The following is a 17,831-nucleotide window of genomic DNA, read 5'->3' as shown; positions in this document are numbered from 1 at the left end:
GGGAACGCTTTCCAGCCCGCCCCGCGGGCCCCGCACGAAGCCAATGCGATGATCAACATTACCCTTCCCGACGGCAGCCGCCGCGAGTTCGAAAACCCCGTCAGCGTCATGGACGTCGCCCAGTCGATCGGTGCCGGCCTGGCCAAGGCCACCATCGCCGGTTCGGTCGATGGCGTGCTGGTCGATGCCAGCGACGTCATCGATCACGATGCCAGCCTGCGCATCATCACCGCCAAGGACGAGGAGGGCGTGGAGATCATCCGCCATTCCTGCGCCCACCTGGTCGGCCACGCCGTCAAGCAGCTGTACCCGGACGTGAAGATGGTGATCGGCCCGGTGATCGCCGAGGGCTTCTACTACGACATCTACTCCGAGCGCCCGTTCACCCCGGACGACATGGCCGCGATCGAGAAGCGCATGGGTGAACTGATCGGCCAGGACTACGACGTCATCAAGAAGGTGACGCCGCGCGCCGAAGTGATCGAGATCTTCAAGGCCCGTGGCGAGGACTACAAGCTGCGCCTGATTGAAGACATGTCCGACGACATCCAGGCGATGGGCATGTACTACCACCAGGAATACGTGGACATGTGCCGCGGCCCGCACGTGCCGAACACGCGCTTCCTGAAGGCCTTCAAGCTGACCCGCATCTCCGGCGCCTACTGGCGTGGCGACGCGCAGAACGAACAGCTGCAGCGCATCTACGGCACCGCCTGGGCCGACAAGAAGCAGCTCGAGGCGTACATCAAGCGCATCGAGGAAGCCGAGATGCGCGACCACCGCCGCATCGGCAAGCAGCAGGACCTGTTCCACCTGCAGGAAGAAGCGCCGGGCCTGGTGTTCTGGCACCCGAAGGGCTGGGCGTTGTGGCAGGTGGTGGAGCAGTACATGCGCAAGGTCTACCGCAGCAGCGGCTACGGTGAAGTGCGCTGCCCGCAGATCCTGGACGTGAGCCTGTGGAAGAAGTCCGGCCACTGGGACAATTACCAGGACAACATGTTCTTCACCGAGTCGGAGAAGCGCACCTACGCGGTCAAGCCGATGAACTGCCCGGGCCATGTCCAGGTGTTCAACCAGGGCCTGCACAGCTATCGCGACCTGCCGATCCGCTACGGTGAGTTCGGTTCCTGCCACCGCAACGAGCCGTCCGGCGCGCTGCACGGCATCCTGCGCGTGCGTGGTTTCACCCAGGACGACGGCCATGTGTTCTGCACCGAGAGCCAGATCGAGTCGGAAGTGACCGCGTTCCACCAGCAGGCGCTGGCGGTCTACCAGCACTTCGGTTTCGATGAGATCCAGATCAAGATCGCACTGCGCCCGGAATCGCGCCTGGGCGACGACGCCACCTGGGACAAGGCCGAGGGCGCGCTGCGCTCGGCGCTGTCCAGCTGTGGCGTGGAATGGCAGGAGCTGCCGGGCGAGGGCGCCTTCTATGGCCCGAAGATCGAGTACCACCTGAAGGACGCGATCGGCCGTACCTGGCAGCTGGGCACCATGCAGGTCGACTTCATGATGCCGGGCCGTCTGGGCGCCGAGTACGTGGACGAGAACAGCCAGAAGAAGCACCCGGTCATGCTGCACCGCGCCATCGTCGGCTCGATGGAGCGCTTCCTGGGCATCCTGATCGAGCACCATGCCGGCCAGTTCCCGGCCTGGCTGGCGCCGACCCAGGTGGTGGTGGCCAACATCACCGACGCCCAGGCCGACTACGTCTCGGGTGTGACCAAAACCCTTGCGGAGCAAGGCTTCCGCGTCAGCTCGGATTTGCGTAACGAGAAGATCGGCTATAAAATCCGCGAGCATACGTTGCAGCGCGTGCCCTACCTGCTGGTCATTGGTGACCGCGAGAAGGAAAATGGGGCTGTGGCGGTGCGTACGCGTTCTGGCGAAGACCTGGGCAGCATGAGCCTGCAGGCCTTCATCGAGCGGCTCCACGCCGAGGGCGCGTAAGCAAAGGTCCGGTCCGGGCGCACAGGCACCCGGACCGGTTCGATACCCTTGGGAGAACGTAATATCAGCACCCCTGACAACAAACAGAACCGCAAGAATCAGGAAATCCGTGTGCCGCGCGTCCGCGTGATCGGCAGTGACGGAGAAATGATCGGCGTGTTGTCGCGCGACGAAGCGCTGTCCATGGCCGAAGATGAAGGCCTGGACCTGGTCGAAATCCAGCCGCAGGCCGATCCGCCGGTCTGCAAGATCATGGACTTCGGCAAGTTCAAGTTCGAAGCGCAGAAGAAGGCCAGCGAGGCCAAGAAGAAGACCAAGCAGGTCGAGATCAAGGAAGTGAAGTTCCGTCCGGTCACGGACGAGGGCGACTACCAGATCAAGCTGCGCAAGATGCGCGGGTTCCTCGAAGATGGTGACAAGATCAAGGTCAACATCCGTTTCCGTGGCCGTGAAATGAGCCACCAGGAACTGGGCCGCGAAATGGCCAACCGGATCGAGACCGATCTGGGTGAGGACATCGTCATTGAATCCCGTCCGCGCCTGGAAGGGCGTCAGATGGTCATGATGATCGCGCCGAAGAAGAAGACCTGAGGCCTGACCGGCCGCCTTCCGGGGCGCCTGGCTGAATGGTTCAGGGCAAAGGGACGCCATGGGCGTCCCTTTGCTTTTGCAGGAAGCCGGTGAATTGCCGGCGGAAGGGTTGCAGGGGCTGGTGGCAGGGCGGTTTTGCCTGTATCATGCCCGGCTCGACCCACCCAGGACGGGTCGTACGCCGATCATGGCAGGACGGAAAGAGCGGCCCAGGCCGCCGCCAGATCAGTCAGAAACCAGGGTCATATCCCATCAAGGACATTGCAATGCCCAAGATCAAGACCAACCGGGCAGCGGCCAAGCGTTTCCGCAAGACCGCCTCGGGCAAGTACAAGTGCGGCCACGCCAACCGTAGCCACATCCTCACGAAGAAAGCGACCAAGCGTAAGCGTAATCTGCGTCAGACGGGCCATGTCCGTGCAGAAGACGCAGGCCGTCTGGACCGCATGCTCCCTTACCTCTGAGGAACTGAAAAATGGCACGAGTTAAGCGTGGCGTACAGGCGCGTCGCCGCCACAAGAAGATTCTGGATCTCGCCAAGGGCTATTACAACGCCCGTCGCAAGGTCTTCCGCGTCGCCAAGCAGGCGGTCATCAAGGCACAGCAGTACGCCTACATCGGCCGTAAGCAGAAGAAGCGCAACTTCCGTTCGCTGTGGATCACCCGTATCAATGCGGCTGCCCGCATCAACGGCCTGAGCTACAGCCGCTTCATGAACGGTCTGCTGAAGGCCGGCATCACCCTGGATCGCAAGGTCCTGGCTGACATCGCCGTGCACGACGCAGCCGGTTTTGCTGCGCTGGCCGAAAAGGCCAAGGGCGCGCTGGCGGCATAAGTCCTTCCCGATGCCGTAACCGTTCACTCGGAACGGTGTCAGGTCAAGGCAATGCATGGGGAAGGGCGCAAGTCCTTCCCCATTCTTTTTTGGGTCCCGGCGAGGCCACAGCGGCAGCGCGGGGACGGCGGTGGCGACAGGGGTCGGCCCTTCGCGCATCGCGATGGCAGATCGACTGGAGTTCCGGCCCCCCATGAGCGACATCCAATCCCTCACCACCCAGGCGCTGGCCGATGTGGCCGCCGCACAGAGCCCCGACGTGCTGGAACAGCTGCGCGTGGCCCTGCTTGGCAAGAGTGGCAGCATCACCTCGCAGCTCAAGCAGCTCGGCGCCCTGCCGGCCGACGAGCGCAAGGCCGCCGGTGAAGCGATCAACCAGGCCCGCGACGCGCTGACCCGCGCACTGGGCGAGCGCAAGGCGCTGCTGGAAGACGCGGCACTGGATGCGCGCCTGGCCGCCGAAACCATCGACATCACCCTGCCGGGCCGCAACGGCGATCGTGCCGGCCTGCATCCGATCACCCGCACCCTGGAGCGCATCACCGGCATCTTCGGCCGGCTGGGCTACGAGCTGTCGGAAGGTCCGGAGATCGAGGACGACTGGCACAACTTCGAGGCGCTGAACTTCCCGCCGCACCATCCGGCGCGCGCCATGCACGATACCTTCTACTTTGGCGACGGCCGCCTGCTGCGCACGCACACCTCCGGTGTGCAGGTGCGTTACATGGGCGACCACGCGCCGCCGCTGCGCATGATCGCCGCGGGCAAGGTGTACCGCAGCGACAGCGACCAGACCCATTCGCCGATGTTCCACCAGGTGGAAGGCCTGCTGGTGGATGAGCATTCGACCTTCGCCGACCTGAAGGGCACGCTGGCCGAGTTCGTGCGTGCGTTCTTCGAGCGCGACTTCGAGATGCGCTTCCGCCCCAGCTACTTCCCGTTCGTTGAACCGGGCGCGGAAGTGGACATCGCCTGGCAGCAGCCCGATGGCAGCACCCGCTGGCTGGAAGTGCTCGGCTGCGGCATGGTCCATCCGAACGTGCTGCGCAACGTCGGCATCGATCCGGAGCGCTACACCGGCTTCGCCTTCGGCATGGGCGTGGAGCGCTTCGCGATGCTGCGCTACGGCGTCAACGATCTGCGCGCGTTCTTCGAGAACGACGTGCGGTTCCTGAAGCAGTTCGCTTAACGCATCAGGTAGCGCCGGGCCATGCCCGGCGGACTCAACAACGCAGGCCCAGGCGCATGCGCCGGGCCCACCAGGGTGACACCATGAAATTCTCCGAAAACTGGCTGCGCAGCCACGTCCCGACCGGCGCCTCGCGCGATGAACTGAGCGCGGTGCTGACCGCCATCGGCCTGGAAGTGGAAGAAGTGACCGCGCTGGGCGAGGGCCTCGAGCACGTGGTCGTGGCACGCATCGTCGACGCCGTACGCCATCCGGAAGCGGACCGCCTGCAGGTGTGCAGGGTCGATGCCGGGCAGGGCGAGCCGCTGCAGATCGTCTGCGGCGCGCCGAACGCGCGCCCGGGCCTGGTTGCACCGCTGGCCATGGTCGGTGCGCAGATCGGCGAGCTGAAGATCAAGCCGGCCAAGCTGCGCGGCGTCGAGTCCAACGGCATGCTGTGCTCGGCCAAGGAGCTGGGCCTGGACAACGATGCCTCCGGCCTGTTGGAACTGCCGGACGACGCGCCGGTCGGCCAGACCCTGGTCGAGTACCTGGGCCTGCCGGACGCCAGCATCGAGATCAAGCTGACCCCGAACCGCGCCGACTGCTTCAGCCTGCGCGGTATCGCCTACGACGTCGCCGCGGCCACCCGTAGCGATGTGCTGGATTTCACCGCCGAGGCGATTCCCGCCGTCGGCAGCCGTGAGTTGGCCATCCAGCTCGACGCCGGCGCCGAAGCGCCGCGTTACCTGGGCCGCGTCATCGAAGGCGTCAACGCCGCTGCCAGGACCCCGCTGTGGATGGCCGAGCGCCTGCGCCGCAGTGGCGTGCGTCCGGTCTCGTTGCTGGTCGACATCACCCAGTATGTGATGCTGGAACTGGGCCAACCGATGCATGCCTACGATCTCGGCACTCTGCAGGGCAGCATCGCGGTGCGCCGCGCGCGCGCGGGCGAGACGCTGAAACTGCTGGACGGCCGCGATGCCGCGCTGGATGACAGCTTCCTGGTGGTCACCGACGCCGATCGTGCGGTCGGCCTGGCCGGCCTGATGGGCGGCTTCGACACCCGTGTCACCGATGCCACCACTGCCGTGTTCCTGGAAGCCGCGCATTTCGCGCCGGCCGCGATCATGGGCCGTGGCCGCAAGCTGGGCCTGCATACCGATGCCGGCCACCGCTTCGAGCGCGGTGTCGATCCGGCACTGCCGCGCACCGCGATTGAGTACGCCACCCGCCTGGTGCTGGACCTGGCCGGCGGTACCCCGGCGCCGGTCACCGAGGCCGTGCGTGAAGCCGATCTGCCGCAGCCGGCAACCATCGTGCTGCGCCGCGCCCGTATCACCCGCGTGCTCGGCATCACCATCGAAGGTGCGGAAGTCGAGCGCATCCTGCGCGCGCTGGGCATGGACGTGGTCGCCACCGCGGACGGCTGGCAGGTGGCCGCGCCGAGCCGCCGCTTCGACATCGCCATCGAAGAGGATCTGATCGAGGAGCTGGCCCGCATCCACGGTTACGAGCAGATCCCGACCACGCTGCCCGGCGGTGCCTCGCGCGTGGCGATGCCGAGCGAAACCCAGCTGGACGCGCTGAGCGTGCGCCGCCAGCTGGTCGCTCGTGACCAGCAGGAAACCGTCAATTTCGCCTTCGTCGACGACGCACTGCTGACCCAGTGGCAGCTGCGTGACGGCCTGGTGCCGCTGGCCAACCCGCTGTCGGCCGAACTGGCGGTGATGCGCCCGTCGCTGCTGCCGGGCCTGGTCGCCACGCTGGGCCGCAACGCTGCTCGCCAGCTCGGCCGCGTGCGCCTGTTCGAGCTGGGCCGGGTGTTCGCCCAGCAGGTTGGTGATGGCCAGCCGGCACCGCTGGAGACCCCGCGCGTGGCCGCTGCGGTCTGCGGTGACGCGCAGGCGGTGCAGTGGGGCCTGCCGGCTCGCAAGGTCGATTTCCATGACCTGAAGGGCGACCTGGAATCGCTGGCGGCTGCCAGTGGGGCGCAGCTGGAGTTCCGTCCGTCGGCCCGCGCCTACGGCCACCCGGCGCGTTCGGCCGAGGTGTTCCGCGATGGCGTGTCGATCGGCTGGATCGGCCAGGTCCACCCGCGCCTGGCCAAGGCGATGGAGATCGAGGCCGACGTCTATGCCTTCGAGCTGGACCTGGAACCGCTGACCGCCCGCCGCCTGCCGCGTGCCGGCGAACTGTCGCGCTTCCCGGCGGTGCGCCGCGACCTGGCGTTCCTGGTGCCTGAACAGGTGGCCTGGGCCGATCTGGCGGCCACCGTCCGCCAGGCCGCTGGCCCGCTGCTGCGCGACCTGAACCTGTTCGACCGCTATGTCGGCCAGGGCGTCGAGCCGGGATTCAAGAGTCTCGCTATGGGCTTGATTTTGCAGGACAAGTCGCGCACTCTGACGGACCGCGACGTGGATGCGGTGGTGACCGAGGCGGTCACTGCCATCGAGCGTGAACACCACGCCCGGATCCGCGGCTGAGCGGGCAGCACTCGGGGGTAGCAGGCAATGGCATTGACCAAGGCGGAGATGGCGGAAAAGCTGTTCGACGAAGTCGGTCTGAACAAGCGGGAAGCCAAGGAATTCGTCGACGCGTTTTTCGATGTGCTGCGTGAAGCATTGGAACAGGGACGTCAGGTGAAGCTGTCGGGCTTCGGTAATTTCGATCTGCGGCGCAAGAACCAGCGCCCGGGTCGCAACCCCAAGACCGGCGAGGAAATTCCGATTTCCGCCCGTACGGTGGTCACCTTCCGTCCGGGCCAGAAGCTCAAGGAGAGGGTGGAAGCTTATGCTGGATCCGGGCAGTAACCGCGAACTACCGCCGATTCCGGCCAAGCGCTACTTCACCATCGGTGAGGTCAGCGAGCTGTGCGACGTCAAGCCGCACGTCCTGCGCTACTGGGAAACCGAATTTCCCAGCCTTGAGCCGGCCAAGCGCCGAGGCAACCGCCGCTACTACCAGCGCCATGACGTGCTGATGGTGCGTCAGATCCGCAGCCTGCTGTACGAACAGGGCTACACCATCGGTGGTGCACGCCTGCGTCTGGACGGTCCCGATGCCCGCGAGGAATCGGCGCTGAGCAACCAGATCATCAAGCAGGTGCGCATGGAGCTGGAAGAAGTGCTGCAGTTGCTGCGCCGCTGATCCCATTTCCATCGTAATCCGCTATACTTCACGGCCCGCCGCACTGGCGGGCACATCGCAGCATCAGTCGGGGCGTAGCGCAGCCTGGTAGCGCATCTGCCTGGGGGGCAGAGGGTCGTCGGTTCGAATCCGGCCGTCCCGACCACTGTGATGAATCAAGAAGCCTGCGCAGCGATGCGTGGGCTTTTTTGTGCGCGCAGGAGGCGGATCACGCACCCGCGAAGCGGTAGATCAGCTCCGGATCGCCTTCGTCCAATCCATGCACGATGCCGCTGTCGATGAAGCCCGACGCAGCGAGCAGGCGCTGCATGCCGATGTTGGAGGCATTGGTCGAGGTGAACAGTTTGCGGTGGGCGTGCAGCGCGATGGCCTGGCGCAGCAGTGCGGTACCGATGCCCTGGCCGCGCCGTGCGTGCGCCACCATCAGCATTTCGACGAAGGCTTCGCCGAAGAAGTGGTGATGGATGACCAGGTAGCCGACGACCTTGCCATTCTGCTCGGCAACCTGCACGCCGCCGCGTGCCAGCCAGTCGTCGATCTGCATGGCCCGGCCTGGATCGATGGCCGCCACGCTGTCGAGCGCGATCAAGGCATTGGCGTCCTGGATGCTGCCGTCACGCAGGTGCGGAGAGTGGGACATCCGGTTCATCGCTGGCGCAGCTGCAGTAACAGGCCGCCGCCCGACACAAAGCAGGTGAGCAGCACGGCGATCGACAGCGGCAGGTGGAATTCATCGCGACCGAACAGGGCAAACGCCAGATGGATCAGCGCCGTGCCAATACCGAGCACGCCACAAACCAGCGCATGGCCGCGCGCCGACGAGGTGCCCAGCAAGGTCTGGCGATAACCCCAAAGCACGAAGCCGATCGCAAGCAGGTTGAACAGCAGGAAGCCCTGGATTCCACCGGGCACATGGAACATGGCCCATTCCTGCCAGAACGCAGCGTCGATCTGATGCAGGATCAACGCCAACAGCGTTGCCAGATACCATCGTTCCATGTCGCGCTCCCTGCCATGTACAGGCCATAGTCTATCGGCTCTGCCTCGCACGCACGCCTACCCGCCGCAGCCAGCGTGTGGACGGCAGTCAATACACACGGAATTCTGCGCGGCAGCCATCGCTGACCCACACGCCGCGTCGGTCCCAGCCCCAGTTGCGGTCCTCGATGCAGGGGGTCACCGATTTCTGCTTGACCAGGCGCACCTCGCGACGCACGCGGATGCGGCATTCCTTGTCCTTCTGCTCGTAGGACTCGCAGACCAGGCGCTCGCCGTCGTCGTCGCGGTCACCATCCCGGCCGCGCCCCGGCCAGCGGCCGCGTCCATGTTCGTCGGCCACGAACTCGGCGCGACAGCCGTCGGTGACCCAGAGCATGCGGCGGCTCTGGCCCCAGTTCCTGTCCTCGACGCAGCGGGTGACCGACAGCTGCCTGGCCAGGCGCATGCGGCCTTCGATCGGGCACTGCTGGGTCTTGTTGAACTGCGACTCGCAGCGCAGCGGCGGGATGTGATCGCTGTCGTAATCCTGGGCGGCCACCGTGGTGGCGGCCAGCAGCAGGGCCAGGGAGGAAGCGGCGATCGGCAGCAGCAGGCGATGGGTCATGGAGAGCCTCGGCAGGGGAACGGGCCGCAAGAATGGACCAGCCCGAGGCTGTCGGAACGGATCGTTCCGGCGCTGGCTCAGTGGGGGTTTAGTAGTGCGCACGGGCCCATGCAGGGCCTTACATCCCTTATCATCGCTGCACATCCGGTCGCATCGGCTTACACCTTCTTACATGTCTCCCGCGCTTGCCGGCACCGCCTGTGGTTGCCGTCACTGGCGTGCAGCCGGCTTGTGGAGGAGGATGCGCGGACCACGACGACCACAGGGGGTTGCGTTGATCAGCAGTACCGTCATTCATCGCTCGGCTGGCGCAGAGGCCGGGCAGGTGCGTGTCCTGGACACCACGTTCAAGGGCAAGCATGTGTTCATTGCGTGGGGCCTGCGCGGGCCGGAACTGACCCGCAGTGCAGACCCGGCTGCCACCGTGGCTGCGCGCAAGGCGCTGCATGCCGTGGCCGGCCACAGCGAGGGTCCGCGCAGCCCGGAAGTGTTCATCGCCAACCAGTCGGCGGTGGCGATCACCGTCTATAGGCTGCTGACCGAAGCGCGTTCGGGCGATGCCATCTTCTTCCTGTGTGATTCACAGGCGGTGGTCGATTGGCTGATCACCGCACTGGAAGTGCAGGGCGAGGGCTGACCGCGCGGAGGGTCAGGCCAGCGCCGCGTCCACCGCCGCAAGCGCGTGCAGGGTAGTGGTGTCGAACAGCGGCACCGCACTGTCTTCGGGGCGCACCAGCAGCATGATCTCGGTACAGCCGAGGATGATCGCTTCGGCACCGCGCGCGACCAGGCGCGCGATCACGCCTGCATAGACCTGCCGCGAGTGTTCGCTGACCACGCCGGCGATCAGCTCCTGGTAGATGATGTCGTGCACGCTGCGGCGATCTTCGGCCTCCGGAACCAGTACCTGCAGCCCGAAACGCTCCTGCAGCCGATCACGGTAGAACGCCTGCTCCATGGTGAAGGCAGTGCCGAGCAGGCCCACCTTGCGGATGCCGGCCTGGAGGATTGCTGCGGCGGTCGGGTCGGCGATATGCAGCAGAGGCAACGGGCACTCGGCTTCGATCCGGCCGGCCAGCGTGTGCATGGTGTTGGTGCAGATCACCAGCAGCTCGGCGCCACCGGCCTGCAGCCGACGTGCGCCATCGAGCATGTGGTCGCCCAGTGCAGCCCAGTCGCCGTCATGCTGCAGCTGCTTGATGCCGGCGAAATCCACCGACCACAGCAGCAGCTGCGCCGAATGCGCGCCTCCCAGGCGCTGCCGTACGTCCTCGTTGATGAGCCGGTAGTACTGCGCCGAGCTTTCCCAGCTCATGCCGCCGATCAGGCCAAGGGTCTTCATGCACAGCTCCATGCCAGGAGCCCTCATTGCAGCACAGCCGATGCGGGAGTTGCACTACACATTAGCGGCTGCTAATGTGTTGGCCATGATCGAGAACGCCCTGTTCAAGGCGCTGGCCGACCCCACCCGCCGCCATATCTTCGAAAAGCTGGCCGATGGCGGGCAGCATGCCAGTGCACTGCGCGAGGGCATGGCGATCAGCCAGTCCGCGATGTCCCAGCACCTGGCGGTGCTGCGCGATGCCGGGCTCGTGATCGAACAGCGTCAAGGCCGCTTCGTCCACTACGAGGTCGATCCGCGTGGGCTGGCCCACATCGGCCGCTGGTTGCAGCGTTACCGGGCCTATTGGCCGGCGCGGATGTCCGCACTGCAGAACCTGCTGGAGGAGATGGACTGATGGACGATGTTCTGAACGAAGCGGTTCCGGCGTTGGTGATGGAGCAGCGGCTGCCAGCGCCACCGGAGCGGGTCTGGCGCGCACTGTTCGATCCGGCGCTGCGTGAGCGCTGGTTGCCTGCGGCCGATCTTGCCGATCCGCAGCCCTGCCTGTGCGAACAGGGGCGGGAGCTGGGTTTCCACCTGCGAGACGCGCATCCCCCACATCTGCACAGCCTGGTGTGTTTCCGGCTGCGCGCGGACGAGGGTGGAGGAACGGTGCTGACCATCGTGCATCGGCTCACCGACCTGCGCGCGCTGATGCCGCCGGCCTCCAACGACGACCATCGCACGGTGATGCGCGCGGCTTGAGCCGGCGCCTGGATCGAACACTACAGGGAGCAGGCACATGCGGGACAGAATGCAGCTGGTACCGATGGTGGTGGAACGCAGCGAGCGCGGCGAGCGCTCCTATGACATCTACTCGCGGCTCCTGCGTGAACGCATCATCTTCCTCAACGGCGAAGTCGATGACACCGTGTCGGCGCTGGTCTGCGCGCAGCTGTTGTTCCTGGAATCGGAAAACCCGGAAAAGCCGATCCATCTGTACATCAACTCACCGGGCGGGGTGATCTCCAGCGGCCTGGCGATGTACGACACGATGCAATACATCTCCGCTCCGGTGCACACCCTGTGCATGGGCACCGCGCGCTCGATGGGCTCGTTCCTGCTGATGGCCGGCGAACCTGGCCACCGCGCGGCGTTGGCCAACGCGAGCCTGCACGTGCACCAACCGCTGGGGGGCGTCCAGGGCCAGGCGTCCGACATCTTCATCCACGCCGAGGAGATGCAGCGCACAAAGCAGCGCATCACCCGGCTGTATGCGCAGCATTGCGGACGCAGTGTCGAGGAGGTCGAGCAGACCCTGGACCGCGATCGTTTCATGAGTGCCGAGCAGGCACGCGAATGGGGCCTGATCGACCAGGTACTGGCACGGCGCGACGCGCTCGTGGCCTGAGCCTGCCACTGTAACCACCACATCCATGCTGCGCTGTATGTGCCGCACCAGCCGGGCCGCCACTATGCTGGTGCGGTCTTCTGAAGTGGATGTCCGATATGGCCCTGCATACCTGGTGGTGGTTCCTCGCCACGGTGTTCGTTCTGTGTGGCACGCCGGGGCCGAACATGCTGCATATCCTTGGCCGCAGCGTCGGGCTCGGATTCCGCGGCAGCGTGCCGGCGATGGCTGGCTGCCTGTTGGCGATGCTGCTGGTGCTGGCGGCTTCCGCAGCCGGCCTGAGTGCGCTGCTGCATTCCTCGCCGATGCTGTTCGAGGTGCTGCGCTATCTGGGCGTGGCCTATCTGGCCTGGTTGGGCCTGAAGGCATGGCGTGACAGCACCCGGCCGGCGCCGCCGGTGGTGGTGGACGCAGCTCTGCCGATCGCGCCGGTGCTCGGCGCAGGAACAGTGTTCCGTGGCGGTCTCCTGGTGGGCTTGAGCAATCCCAAGCTGCTGCTGTTCGCGGCGGCGTTCCTGCCGCAGTTTGTGGACCCCTCGCGTGGCCAGGCATTGCAGTACAGCGTGCTGGTGGCGACCTTCGCCACCTGCGAACTGTTCTGGTACGTGATGTATGCCGCCGGTGGCCATGGCCTGCGCCGTTGGTTGGCCAAACCCTTCGCACGGCGCTGGTTCGAGCGGCTGGTGGGGAGCGTGTTCCTGGCTTTCGCGGTGGCCCTGCTGCGCTTCCGGCCGCGCTGATTCACGCCGCGCACGCGGCCTGTTCACGACTGCCGCATCGGCGGCGCCCTAGCCTGATCACACCGTTTGCATTCCCTGCGGGGAAAGGACTGACATGATCAAGTGGGCCATCATCTTTGCCATCATCGGCATCATCGCGGGCGTGCTGGGCTTCGGCGGCATCGCCGGTGCCGCCGTGGGCATCGCCAAGTTCCTGTTCTGGGCCGGCATCATCATCGCCGTGGTGCTGTTCCTGATCGGCATGAGCGTGGCCAAGAAGGTCAGCTAGCGCCTGTCGCGCAGCAGCGGGTTCAATGCACGCTGCTGCGCGAGAACAGGTTGATCACCAGCACGCCGGCACAGATCAGGCCGATGCCGATCAGCGCCGGTGCATCCAGGCGCTGCTTGAACACCACCAGGCCGATCAGCGAGATCAGCACGATGCCGACGCCGGACCAGATGGCATAGGCAATGCCGGTCGGTATCGATTTCATGGTCACCGACAGCAGGTAGAAGCACAGTCCGTAGCCGACCAGCGCGCCCAGCGTCGGTGCCAGTCGGCTCATGCCGTCGGATGCTTTCAGCAGCGATGTGGCAATCACTTCCAGCACGATGGCCGCAGCCAAGTAGATATAGGGGTTCATCGTGGGCTCCGGGTCACTGCGGGTCGCACAGCTTGAGGGCCTGTTCGGCCATGGCCAGTGCATTGAGGCGTTCTTCTTCATCCAACGGACGACCGTAGGCGGTGGCCCAGTAGCCATCGGCCACGCAGCGGGCTGCATACAGGCGCGGGTCGGAGGCTTCCTCCGGGAATTCGGCCAGCATGCGTCGCAGCCATGCGCCCCACTGGGCAAGCAGGGCAGGTTCGAGCATGTTGCCCAGGGTCAGGCCGATGTCGTTGTCCCGCTCCTGCTGCAGCAGGTGATCGAAGTTGGCGCGTACGTAGGCGCGGCTGAAGCAGCCATGGCGGGGGCTGCCTTCCATCAGGCCGCGAACCTGCGCTTCGAAGTCGGCGATGAGCGTGGCGATGGCTTCATCGACCAGCACCTGCTTGCTGCTGAAATGGTGGAACAACGCGCCTTTGCTGACCCCGGCCGCGCGTGCGACATCCTGTACGGTCAGTGCCGCCAGTCCATGCTGGCCGATCACGGTGATGGTGGCCTGCAGCAATGACTGGCGCACGCTGTCGGGCGCCTTGCGGCGCGAACGGGAAGGGGATGCGGACATGGGCGGGAAGAAACCGACTGGACGGTACGATTGTAGCGCAGGCCTGCCACCGCGCCGTGGCTGCCGACCCGGGCCGGCAGCGTGGATTCAACCGTCGATGCGTGCGAAGCGGGGCTGTGGGCCGTGCTCGCCGGGTACCTGTTCGATGAACATCGGGTAGGGGCGCACCCACAGGCCGCCTTCGCCATACAGGGCGCGATACAGCACCAGCGGTTCCAGCGTCTCGCTGCAGCGGACGATGTCGATCACTTCGTATTCGCCGCCCTTGAAGTGGCGATACCGGCCACGGGCGAGGTCGGGCAGGGGACTCAGCTCAGTCATGACGGAGCGTGCTCACTTGCGCGCCGGGCTGGCCGGCGTGGCGCAGTACGCATCGATTGCTTCGGCGGTGTTGGCCAGCCCCTGTGCCTGCGCCAGTTCCCAGGGACGCTCGCAGCGCTGGCTGTGTTCGCACCACTGGTAGCCGGCCGAGCCGATACAGCCATGCGCATCGCGATCGCCCCCCACCACGGGTGTGGCCGTCGACGTCGCGTTGGCATCGGCACGCGCGGTCGCCGCCTTGTCCGGGCTGGCACAGGCGGACAGCACCAGCAGGGCGGGAATCAGAAGTAGCGCTTTCATCGGGCGGGCTCCGTGCCTAAAGCGACAGTTTGTGTCGCAAATACCCTAGCGGCAAGCACTCAATGCACGGCGGCGCGGACCAGCTCTTCGATCAGGATCAGATAGCTGGCCACGAAATAGAACTTCAGCAACGTCCAGCGCTGCTGCGAGAAGAAGGTGCGCATGTGGAAGGGGCCCCTGTTGATGACGGTAGTGTGAAGCCAGGCTGACTCCGTGACAAGGATCACGAAATGAACGGGCTAAACGGACTCAGGGATGTGATGAGGGTGGGGTTCTGACGGACAGGCGCGGGTTTTTCGTACTTATCTGATGGGAGTGCCCTGATGGGCTGGCTAGGGTGACGGCATCAGCAGAGGGTCAAGCGCCCCTGCGCCTTTCCCAGAAGGAGCGTCCCATGGTCATTACCGTCAAGTGCAATGCCGCGCAGTGGTCCCTGTTGGACCCGGCTGAGGGCGTGGCTGAAGCATTCAACACAGGCGCCGCAGCGTTCGATGCCGCGGTTGGCCGGGCCAGCGCCCACCACCGCCGGACCGGCCAGGGCGCCACAGTGCGCGTGGAAGCGCTGGGCAACAGCGTGGATGCCGTGCACTTCGAGGCGTTGGCGATTGCCTCCGGGCCGGTTATCGGGCTGCATCCTGCGCCGGTGGCGTAACGCCAGATGGTCCCTCGCGTACTGCCTGGCTTACGAAATGGCACAGCCAGGACGGATTGACCGTCTTGGCATAGACATGACCGATCTGCGCCGGCAGGGCGCGATCCTGCAATACGCGCAAGGGTTGTTGAGCCAGGACGAGGATGAGCAGATCCCTGCGCAGGCAGCAGATGCGGCGCAGCAGTGGCATGCCGTCAACCTGGCCCACAGTCGGCATGCAGGGATCGATGATCAGTGCCTTGCATCGCGGGCTGGCAATCTGGGTCAGAACATCTGCGGGCGAGCGTGCTTCGCCGAGCGCTTTGCCGCCCAGGTAGGGGAGGGCGCCGTGTATCAGTTCGCGTCGGATCCAGGGATTTGCATCGGCGATGACGAGGGTGGGGACCGGGGATGACCGGTTTTCGCAGGCGCCGCTGCCTGAATGGAGCGGCAAAGCGTCAACAGCTTGAGGTATGTGCATGAAGGCTATGGATTGTTGGGGCCACAGCCTTTGGGCAGGAGGTCGTAATAGGGGATGTTAGTCCAGCAGCGCCATTCACGGCTGCGCGTGTCCATGATCAGCACCAGGTTGCTTCGCCATTTCCCCAGGTTGTAGCCAGCATCGAATCGCAGCAGGCAATCGATCTCGAAGCCGCCATCTGCACGATAGCTTGCCGCGATGGTTTCACAGCGCTCACTGCTCTCCGGTAGTCCCAGCTTGCGGTTGTCTGAGCCATAGAAATCCCCCCGTTCGGCCAGCCACGCCTCCACTCCTGCCTTCCCGCCGGCCAGCTCGGCCAACGCCGCCGCCAGCTTGGCTTTGGTAGAGAACTTCTTGTATTGCGGGACTGCGATCAGGGAAAGAACTGCAATGATGGCTACGACCACCATGAGTTCGACCAGAGAGAGCCCTCGCTGCCGGCGTGTACGCGTCAACGCGCAGCCGGCCTCTGAGATTTTCTTGCTCATCGGTTCCTCCATGAGGAAATCAACGTTGAATCGCGGTCGGCGCACCCAATGGGGAGACGCATGCAACTGATTGCATGCCTGGCAATCTGCGTAGTGGCATGCGTGTGCGATCAGCCCTGGCAACCGTGGGGAAGGAGGCTCTGGTCTGAAACGTCGCTCCTGCAGAGCCAGACTCCCTGCGAGTCGCGATCCAAGGTCAGGTTGCCACTGCCGATTGCAGCGTCGCTCTTGAGCACGCAGTTGATGCTCGTAGCTCCATTCGTGACATCGCTTGTCACCGTAATCCAGGTACAGCGGGAGCTTGATTCGGGCAGGCCAATCGATGCCGACGTGGTGATCTCGCTGCCCTCGGCGAGGAGTGATTCAACGCCAACTTTTCCACCGGCAACTTCTGCGAGGGCGCCCGCCAACTTTGCCTTGGCCGCGAACCGCTGGTACTGCGGCAAGGCAATCATCCCCAGAATCCCGATGATCGCCACCACCACCATGAGCTCAATGAGGGAAAAGCCCTTCTGCCGGGATGGGCCTGTGCCTGCGCGGGCGGCCGGGTCGAGTACGGTATTCATGATAATCCTCTGTGACATGGTGGTTTCCTGGGTTCGGCCACGAAACGATCATTCGTGGCGCAGTCATAGAAAATCACGTGTGCAGCAGTGGGTATATTCAAGAACTGGTAAAGTCGAACCTGTTGAGTAACTGCACGATTGTTTTGCAGGTAATCAGAACGTGCGCCGTAGCTCCTTGGGGCACGGCGTCGGCGCTGCATGCACAGCGGCTGTGCTTGCAGTGCATCGCCATTCGCCCGCAGGGGTTCGCCGCCACCGCACGCTGCCCTCCTGGCGCAGGTTACAGGTCAGCACTGCGCGGCCGGTATCGGGGAGCGAGGCGCGCAGGCGCGCGCAGTGTGTGGTGCTGGCCGGCAGGCCCAGATGCTGGTCGGTCACGGTGAGATCGCCTTCGGCGTAACTGTTTTCCACCGCGGCGATGGCGCCGCCCAGCACACTGGCCTCGTCGCGCAGCCGGGTGTGGCTGGCATCGCTATCCAAGCGGGGCGCACACAACAGTAGTGCGTAGATGGCTGTCAGTCCGGCGACGATGCTGACCGACGCCCATGGCCGGTAGTGTCGAGGGCGACGTGTCGACTGGGTGGTTGATCGAGAGCGCATGGACGGCAGCTCCTGCGGTTGAGAACGGCGCGCGGCGCAACACAGGCCGGGGCCGCTCTCCCCAGAGCAGCCCCGGCGTTCCGATCCCCTGTCTATCGTTGCCTCGCGCTACAGCGCCAACGAACTTTCCACGTCCAGTACGATGCGCCGGGCGAGGGCAAGATTTGCCTTCTGCCGGTCCAGCACGACATAGAAGAACAGGCCCTTTTTGGCCGATACCGGGCGCAGTACGTGATACGCCCGACCCAGCGTGATCAGCACGTCTTCAATGTTGTCGTTGAGGTTCAGCGCTTCGGCCGTTTTCATCTTGGCGCGCAGCACCTCGGTGTTTCCAGCTGCCGCCAGTTCCATGTCCACGCCCGAGCCGGCGTTACCCAGCAGCATGCCGCTTTCGAAGTCGACCAGGGCAACGGCTTGCGCGCCGTTGATCTGCATGAGCGTGTCCAGGCATTTGTTGATGGCGATA

28 protein-coding genes and 1 tRNA gene are annotated in these 17,831 nt (G+C 65.0%); 17 read left to right on the top strand and 12 right to left on the bottom strand.

From position 1 onward, the window contains the following. Positions 1-48 precede the first annotated feature (48 nt). The 9 genes from thrS to CCR98_RS14535 all read left to right on the top strand — a co-directional run bounded on the left by thrS (position 49) and on the right by CCR98_RS14535 (position 7,839). Positions 49-1,950: a threonine--tRNA ligase gene (gene thrS / locus CCR98_RS14575; RefSeq protein WP_087923179.1), complete on the top strand. Its 1,902-nt coding sequence runs from the start codon at positions 49-51 to the stop codon at positions 1,948-1,950. 63 nt (positions 1,951-2,013) lie between these two features. After that, positions 2,014-2,541 (top strand): translation initiation factor IF-3, encoded by a 528-nt coding sequence (infC, locus tag CCR98_RS14570; RefSeq protein ID WP_074725076.1) that lies wholly within the window; start codon positions 2,014-2,016, stop codon positions 2,539-2,541. Positions 2,542-2,807: 266 nt separating this feature from the next. Then, positions 2,808-3,005: a 50S ribosomal protein L35 gene (rpmI, locus tag CCR98_RS14565; RefSeq protein WP_005410436.1), complete on the top strand. Its 198-nt coding sequence runs from the start codon at positions 2,808-2,810 to the stop codon at positions 3,003-3,005. 11 nt (positions 3,006-3,016) lie between these two features. After that, a complete protein-coding gene (rplT, locus tag CCR98_RS14560; protein WP_005410435.1) occupies positions 3,017-3,376 on the top strand; it encodes a 50S ribosomal protein L20 in 360 nt (119 codons plus the stop codon). A gap of 193 nt (positions 3,377-3,569) precedes the next feature. Next, a complete protein-coding gene (locus CCR98_RS14555) occupies positions 3,570-4,565 on the top strand; it encodes a phenylalanine--tRNA ligase subunit alpha (RefSeq protein ID WP_014037935.1) in 996 nt (331 codons plus the stop codon). Positions 4,566-4,648: 83 nt separating this feature from the next. After that, complete coding sequence (pheT, locus tag CCR98_RS14550; protein ID WP_087924205.1) at positions 4,649-7,030, top strand: phenylalanine--tRNA ligase subunit beta; 2,382 nt, start codon at positions 4,649-4,651, stop codon at positions 7,028-7,030. Between the two features lie 27 nt (positions 7,031-7,057). Beyond that, on the top strand, positions 7,058-7,357 hold the full coding sequence (locus tag CCR98_RS14545; RefSeq protein ID WP_005410432.1) for an integration host factor subunit alpha: 300 nt from the start codon (positions 7,058-7,060) through the stop codon (positions 7,355-7,357). Then, positions 7,338-7,694: a MerR family transcriptional regulator gene (locus CCR98_RS14540; RefSeq protein ID WP_005410431.1), complete on the top strand. Its 357-nt coding sequence runs from the start codon at positions 7,338-7,340 to the stop codon at positions 7,692-7,694. Before CCR98_RS14545 ends, CCR98_RS14540 begins: the two co-directional genes overlap by 20 nt. Positions 7,695-7,762: 68 nt before the next feature. After that, positions 7,763-7,839: transfer RNA gene (locus tag CCR98_RS14535), tRNA-Pro, on the top strand. A 63-nt stretch (positions 7,840-7,902) separates the two neighbouring features. Here the strand turns inward: CCR98_RS14535 and CCR98_RS14530 are convergent. From CCR98_RS14530 to CCR98_RS14520, 3 genes are all read right to left on the bottom strand, one after another. Then, positions 7,903-8,343: a GNAT family N-acetyltransferase gene (locus CCR98_RS14530; protein ID WP_087923178.1), complete on the bottom strand. Its 441-nt coding sequence runs from the start codon at positions 8,341-8,343 to the stop codon at positions 7,903-7,905. Next, positions 8,340-8,693: a DUF6713 family protein gene (locus CCR98_RS14525; RefSeq protein WP_087923177.1), complete on the bottom strand. Its 354-nt coding sequence runs from the start codon at positions 8,691-8,693 to the stop codon at positions 8,340-8,342. Before CCR98_RS14525 ends, CCR98_RS14530 begins: the two co-directional genes overlap by 4 nt. Positions 8,694-8,781: 88 nt before the next feature. Then, positions 8,782-9,297, bottom strand: coding sequence for a DUF3011 domain-containing protein (locus CCR98_RS14520; RefSeq protein WP_087923176.1), 516 nt, complete (start codon positions 9,295-9,297; stop codon positions 8,782-8,784). A 274-nt stretch (positions 9,298-9,571) separates the two neighbouring features. On the opposite strand from CCR98_RS14520, the gene CCR98_RS14515 reads away from it, so the two are divergent. Then, a complete protein-coding gene (locus CCR98_RS14515) occupies positions 9,572-9,934 on the top strand; it encodes a hypothetical protein (protein ID WP_170871775.1) in 363 nt (120 codons plus the stop codon). Positions 9,935-9,946: 12 nt separating this feature from the next. Here the strand turns inward: CCR98_RS14515 and CCR98_RS14510 are convergent, their stop codons facing one another. Beyond that, positions 9,947-10,639 (bottom strand): aspartate/glutamate racemase family protein, encoded by a 693-nt coding sequence (locus CCR98_RS14510; protein WP_087924204.1) that lies wholly within the window; start codon positions 10,637-10,639, stop codon positions 9,947-9,949. 85 nt (positions 10,640-10,724) lie between these two features. Between CCR98_RS14510 and CCR98_RS14505 the strand changes: the two genes are divergently transcribed. The 5 genes from CCR98_RS14505 to CCR98_RS14485 all read left to right on the top strand — a co-directional run bounded on the left by CCR98_RS14505 (position 10,725) and on the right by CCR98_RS14485 (position 13,040). Beyond that, positions 10,725-11,036 (top strand): metalloregulator ArsR/SmtB family transcription factor, encoded by a 312-nt coding sequence (locus CCR98_RS14505; RefSeq protein WP_087923175.1) that lies wholly within the window; start codon positions 10,725-10,727, stop codon positions 11,034-11,036. Then, positions 11,036-11,386: a polyketide cyclase gene (locus CCR98_RS14500; protein ID WP_087923174.1), complete on the top strand. Its 351-nt coding sequence runs from the start codon at positions 11,036-11,038 to the stop codon at positions 11,384-11,386. The genes CCR98_RS14505 and CCR98_RS14500 overlap by 1 nt, the downstream gene beginning before the upstream one ends. 37 nt (positions 11,387-11,423) lie before the next feature. Then, on the top strand, positions 11,424-12,032 hold the full coding sequence (locus CCR98_RS14495; RefSeq protein WP_087923173.1) for an ATP-dependent Clp protease proteolytic subunit: 609 nt from the start codon (positions 11,424-11,426) through the stop codon (positions 12,030-12,032). A gap of 98 nt (positions 12,033-12,130) precedes the next feature. After that, on the top strand, positions 12,131-12,772 hold the full coding sequence (locus CCR98_RS14490; RefSeq protein ID WP_087923172.1) for a LysE family translocator: 642 nt from the start codon (positions 12,131-12,133) through the stop codon (positions 12,770-12,772). A gap of 94 nt (positions 12,773-12,866) precedes the next feature. Beyond that, complete coding sequence (locus tag CCR98_RS14485; protein WP_005417836.1) at positions 12,867-13,040, top strand: DUF1328 domain-containing protein; 174 nt, start codon at positions 12,867-12,869, stop codon at positions 13,038-13,040. Between the two features lie 22 nt (positions 13,041-13,062). On the opposite strand, the gene CCR98_RS14480 is transcribed toward CCR98_RS14485, so the two are convergent. The 4 genes from CCR98_RS14480 to CCR98_RS14465 form a co-directional block, all read right to left on the bottom strand. Beyond that, a complete protein-coding gene (locus CCR98_RS14480) occupies positions 13,063-13,395 on the bottom strand; it encodes an SMR family transporter (protein ID WP_087923171.1) in 333 nt (110 codons plus the stop codon). A 13-nt stretch (positions 13,396-13,408) separates the two neighbouring features. After that, entirely contained in the window at positions 13,409-13,978 is a 570-nt protein-coding gene (locus CCR98_RS14475; protein WP_087923170.1) for a TetR/AcrR family transcriptional regulator, read from the bottom strand. An 87-nt stretch (positions 13,979-14,065) separates the two neighbouring features. Further along, a complete protein-coding gene (locus tag CCR98_RS14470) occupies positions 14,066-14,299 on the bottom strand; it encodes a DUF1653 domain-containing protein (protein ID WP_087923169.1) in 234 nt (77 codons plus the stop codon). A 12-nt stretch (positions 14,300-14,311) separates the two neighbouring features. Further along, on the bottom strand, positions 14,312-14,599 hold the full coding sequence (locus CCR98_RS14465) for a hypothetical protein (RefSeq protein ID WP_087923168.1): 288 nt from the start codon (positions 14,597-14,599) through the stop codon (positions 14,312-14,314). A 394-nt stretch (positions 14,600-14,993) separates the two neighbouring features. Here CCR98_RS14465 and CCR98_RS14460 point away from each other — a divergent pair, with 394 nt between their 5' ends. Together CCR98_RS14460 and CCR98_RS14455 are read left to right on the top strand one after the other, a co-directional pair. Beyond that, positions 14,994-15,251, top strand: coding sequence for a hypothetical protein (locus CCR98_RS14460; protein ID WP_087923167.1), 258 nt, complete (start codon positions 14,994-14,996; stop codon positions 15,249-15,251). Positions 15,252-15,327: 76 nt separating this feature from the next. Further along, the gene (locus CCR98_RS14455; RefSeq protein WP_087923166.1) at positions 15,328-15,645 is read left to right on the top strand and encodes a hypothetical protein; all 318 of its coding nucleotides are present in this window, start codon (positions 15,328-15,330) and stop codon (positions 15,643-15,645) included. A gap of 71 nt (positions 15,646-15,716) precedes the next feature. On the opposite strand, the gene CCR98_RS14450 is transcribed toward CCR98_RS14455, so the two are convergent. From CCR98_RS14450 to CCR98_RS14435, 4 genes are all read right to left on the bottom strand, one after another. Further along, positions 15,717-16,199, bottom strand: a complete 483-nt coding sequence (locus CCR98_RS14450; RefSeq protein WP_087923165.1) for a pilin — start codon at positions 16,197-16,199, stop codon at positions 15,717-15,719. A 110-nt stretch (positions 16,200-16,309) separates the two neighbouring features. Further along, entirely contained in the window at positions 16,310-16,765 is a 456-nt protein-coding gene (locus CCR98_RS14445) for a pilin (RefSeq protein ID WP_087924203.1), read from the bottom strand. A 153-nt stretch (positions 16,766-16,918) separates the two neighbouring features. Then, positions 16,919-17,365 carry a pilin gene (locus CCR98_RS14440; RefSeq protein ID WP_087923164.1) on the bottom strand — a complete coding sequence of 149 codons (447 nt, stop codon included), beginning with the start codon at positions 17,363-17,365 and terminating at the stop codon, positions 16,919-16,921. A gap of 108 nt (positions 17,366-17,473) precedes the next feature. Beyond that, the gene (locus CCR98_RS14435) at positions 17,474-17,800 is read right to left on the bottom strand and encodes a hypothetical protein (RefSeq protein ID WP_198361094.1); all 327 of its coding nucleotides are present in this window, start codon (positions 17,798-17,800) and stop codon (positions 17,474-17,476) included. Between the last annotated feature and the right edge of the window lie 31 nt (positions 17,801-17,831).

Source organism: Stenotrophomonas sp. WZN-1 (assembly GCF_002192255.1).
Lineage (GTDB): Bacteria > Pseudomonadota > Gammaproteobacteria > Xanthomonadales > Xanthomonadaceae > Stenotrophomonas.
The sequence above is the reverse complement of the archived record's forward strand: the minus strand, read 5'-3'. Positions and strand labels throughout refer to the sequence as shown.

Bases quoted from the DNA above. Each gene is read 5' to 3' on its own strand.
- CCR98_RS14490 (WP_087923172.1), top strand. From the start codon at position 12,131: ATGGCCCTGCATACCTGGTGGTGGTTCCTCGCCACGGTGTTCGTTCTG.
- CCR98_RS14470 (WP_087923169.1), bottom strand. From the start codon at position 14,299: ATGACTGAGCTGAGTCCCCTGCCCGACCTCGCCCGTGGCCGGTATCGC.
- rpmI (WP_005410436.1), top strand. From the start codon at position 2,808: ATGCCCAAGATCAAGACCAACCGGGCAGCGGCCAAGCGTTTCCGCAAG.
- CCR98_RS14460 (WP_087923167.1), top strand. From the start codon at position 14,994: ATGGTCATTACCGTCAAGTGCAATGCCGCGCAGTGGTCCCTGTTGGAC.
- CCR98_RS14530 (WP_087923178.1), bottom strand. From the start codon at position 8,343: ATGAACCGGATGTCCCACTCTCCGCACCTGCGTGACGGCAGCATCCAG.
- CCR98_RS14555 (WP_014037935.1), top strand. From the start codon at position 3,570: ATGAGCGACATCCAATCCCTCACCACCCAGGCGCTGGCCGATGTGGCC.
- CCR98_RS14435 (WP_198361094.1), bottom strand. From the start codon at position 17,800: ATGCAGATCAACGGCGCGCAAGCCGTTGCCCTGGTCGACTTCGAAAGC.
- CCR98_RS14485 (WP_005417836.1), top strand. From the start codon at position 12,867: ATGATCAAGTGGGCCATCATCTTTGCCATCATCGGCATCATCGCGGGC.
- CCR98_RS14440 (WP_087923164.1), bottom strand. From the start codon at position 17,365: ATGCGCTCTCGATCAACCACCCAGTCGACACGTCGCCCTCGACACTAC.
- CCR98_RS14455 (WP_087923166.1), top strand. From the start codon at position 15,328: ATGACCGATCTGCGCCGGCAGGGCGCGATCCTGCAATACGCGCAAGGG.
- CCR98_RS14445 (WP_087924203.1), bottom strand. From the start codon at position 16,765: ATGAATACCGTACTCGACCCGGCCGCCCGCGCAGGCACAGGCCCATCC.
- CCR98_RS14525 (WP_087923177.1), bottom strand. From the start codon at position 8,693: ATGGAACGATGGTATCTGGCAACGCTGTTGGCGTTGATCCTGCATCAG.
- CCR98_RS14505 (WP_087923175.1), top strand. From the start codon at position 10,725: ATGATCGAGAACGCCCTGTTCAAGGCGCTGGCCGACCCCACCCGCCGC.
- CCR98_RS14540 (WP_005410431.1), top strand. From the start codon at position 7,338: ATGCTGGATCCGGGCAGTAACCGCGAACTACCGCCGATTCCGGCCAAG.
- CCR98_RS14495 (WP_087923173.1), top strand. From the start codon at position 11,424: ATGCGGGACAGAATGCAGCTGGTACCGATGGTGGTGGAACGCAGCGAG.
- CCR98_RS14545 (WP_005410432.1), top strand. From the start codon at position 7,058: ATGGCATTGACCAAGGCGGAGATGGCGGAAAAGCTGTTCGACGAAGTC.
- CCR98_RS14465 (WP_087923168.1), bottom strand. From the start codon at position 14,599: ATGAAAGCGCTACTTCTGATTCCCGCCCTGCTGGTGCTGTCCGCCTGT.
- rplT (WP_005410435.1), top strand. From the start codon at position 3,017: ATGGCACGAGTTAAGCGTGGCGTACAGGCGCGTCGCCGCCACAAGAAG.
- thrS (WP_087923179.1), top strand. From the start codon at position 49: ATGATCAACATTACCCTTCCCGACGGCAGCCGCCGCGAGTTCGAAAAC.
- CCR98_RS14500 (WP_087923174.1), top strand. From the start codon at position 11,036: ATGGACGATGTTCTGAACGAAGCGGTTCCGGCGTTGGTGATGGAGCAG.
- pheT (WP_087924205.1), top strand. From the start codon at position 4,649: ATGAAATTCTCCGAAAACTGGCTGCGCAGCCACGTCCCGACCGGCGCC.
- CCR98_RS14520 (WP_087923176.1), bottom strand. From the start codon at position 9,297: ATGACCCATCGCCTGCTGCTGCCGATCGCCGCTTCCTCCCTGGCCCTG.
- CCR98_RS14480 (WP_087923171.1), bottom strand. From the start codon at position 13,395: ATGAACCCCTATATCTACTTGGCTGCGGCCATCGTGCTGGAAGTGATT.
- CCR98_RS14475 (WP_087923170.1), bottom strand. From the start codon at position 13,978: ATGTCCGCATCCCCTTCCCGTTCGCGCCGCAAGGCGCCCGACAGCGTG.
- CCR98_RS14510 (WP_087924204.1), bottom strand. From the start codon at position 10,639: ATGAAGACCCTTGGCCTGATCGGCGGCATGAGCTGGGAAAGCTCGGCG.
- CCR98_RS14450 (WP_087923165.1), bottom strand. From the start codon at position 16,199: ATGAGCAAGAAAATCTCAGAGGCCGGCTGCGCGTTGACGCGTACACGC.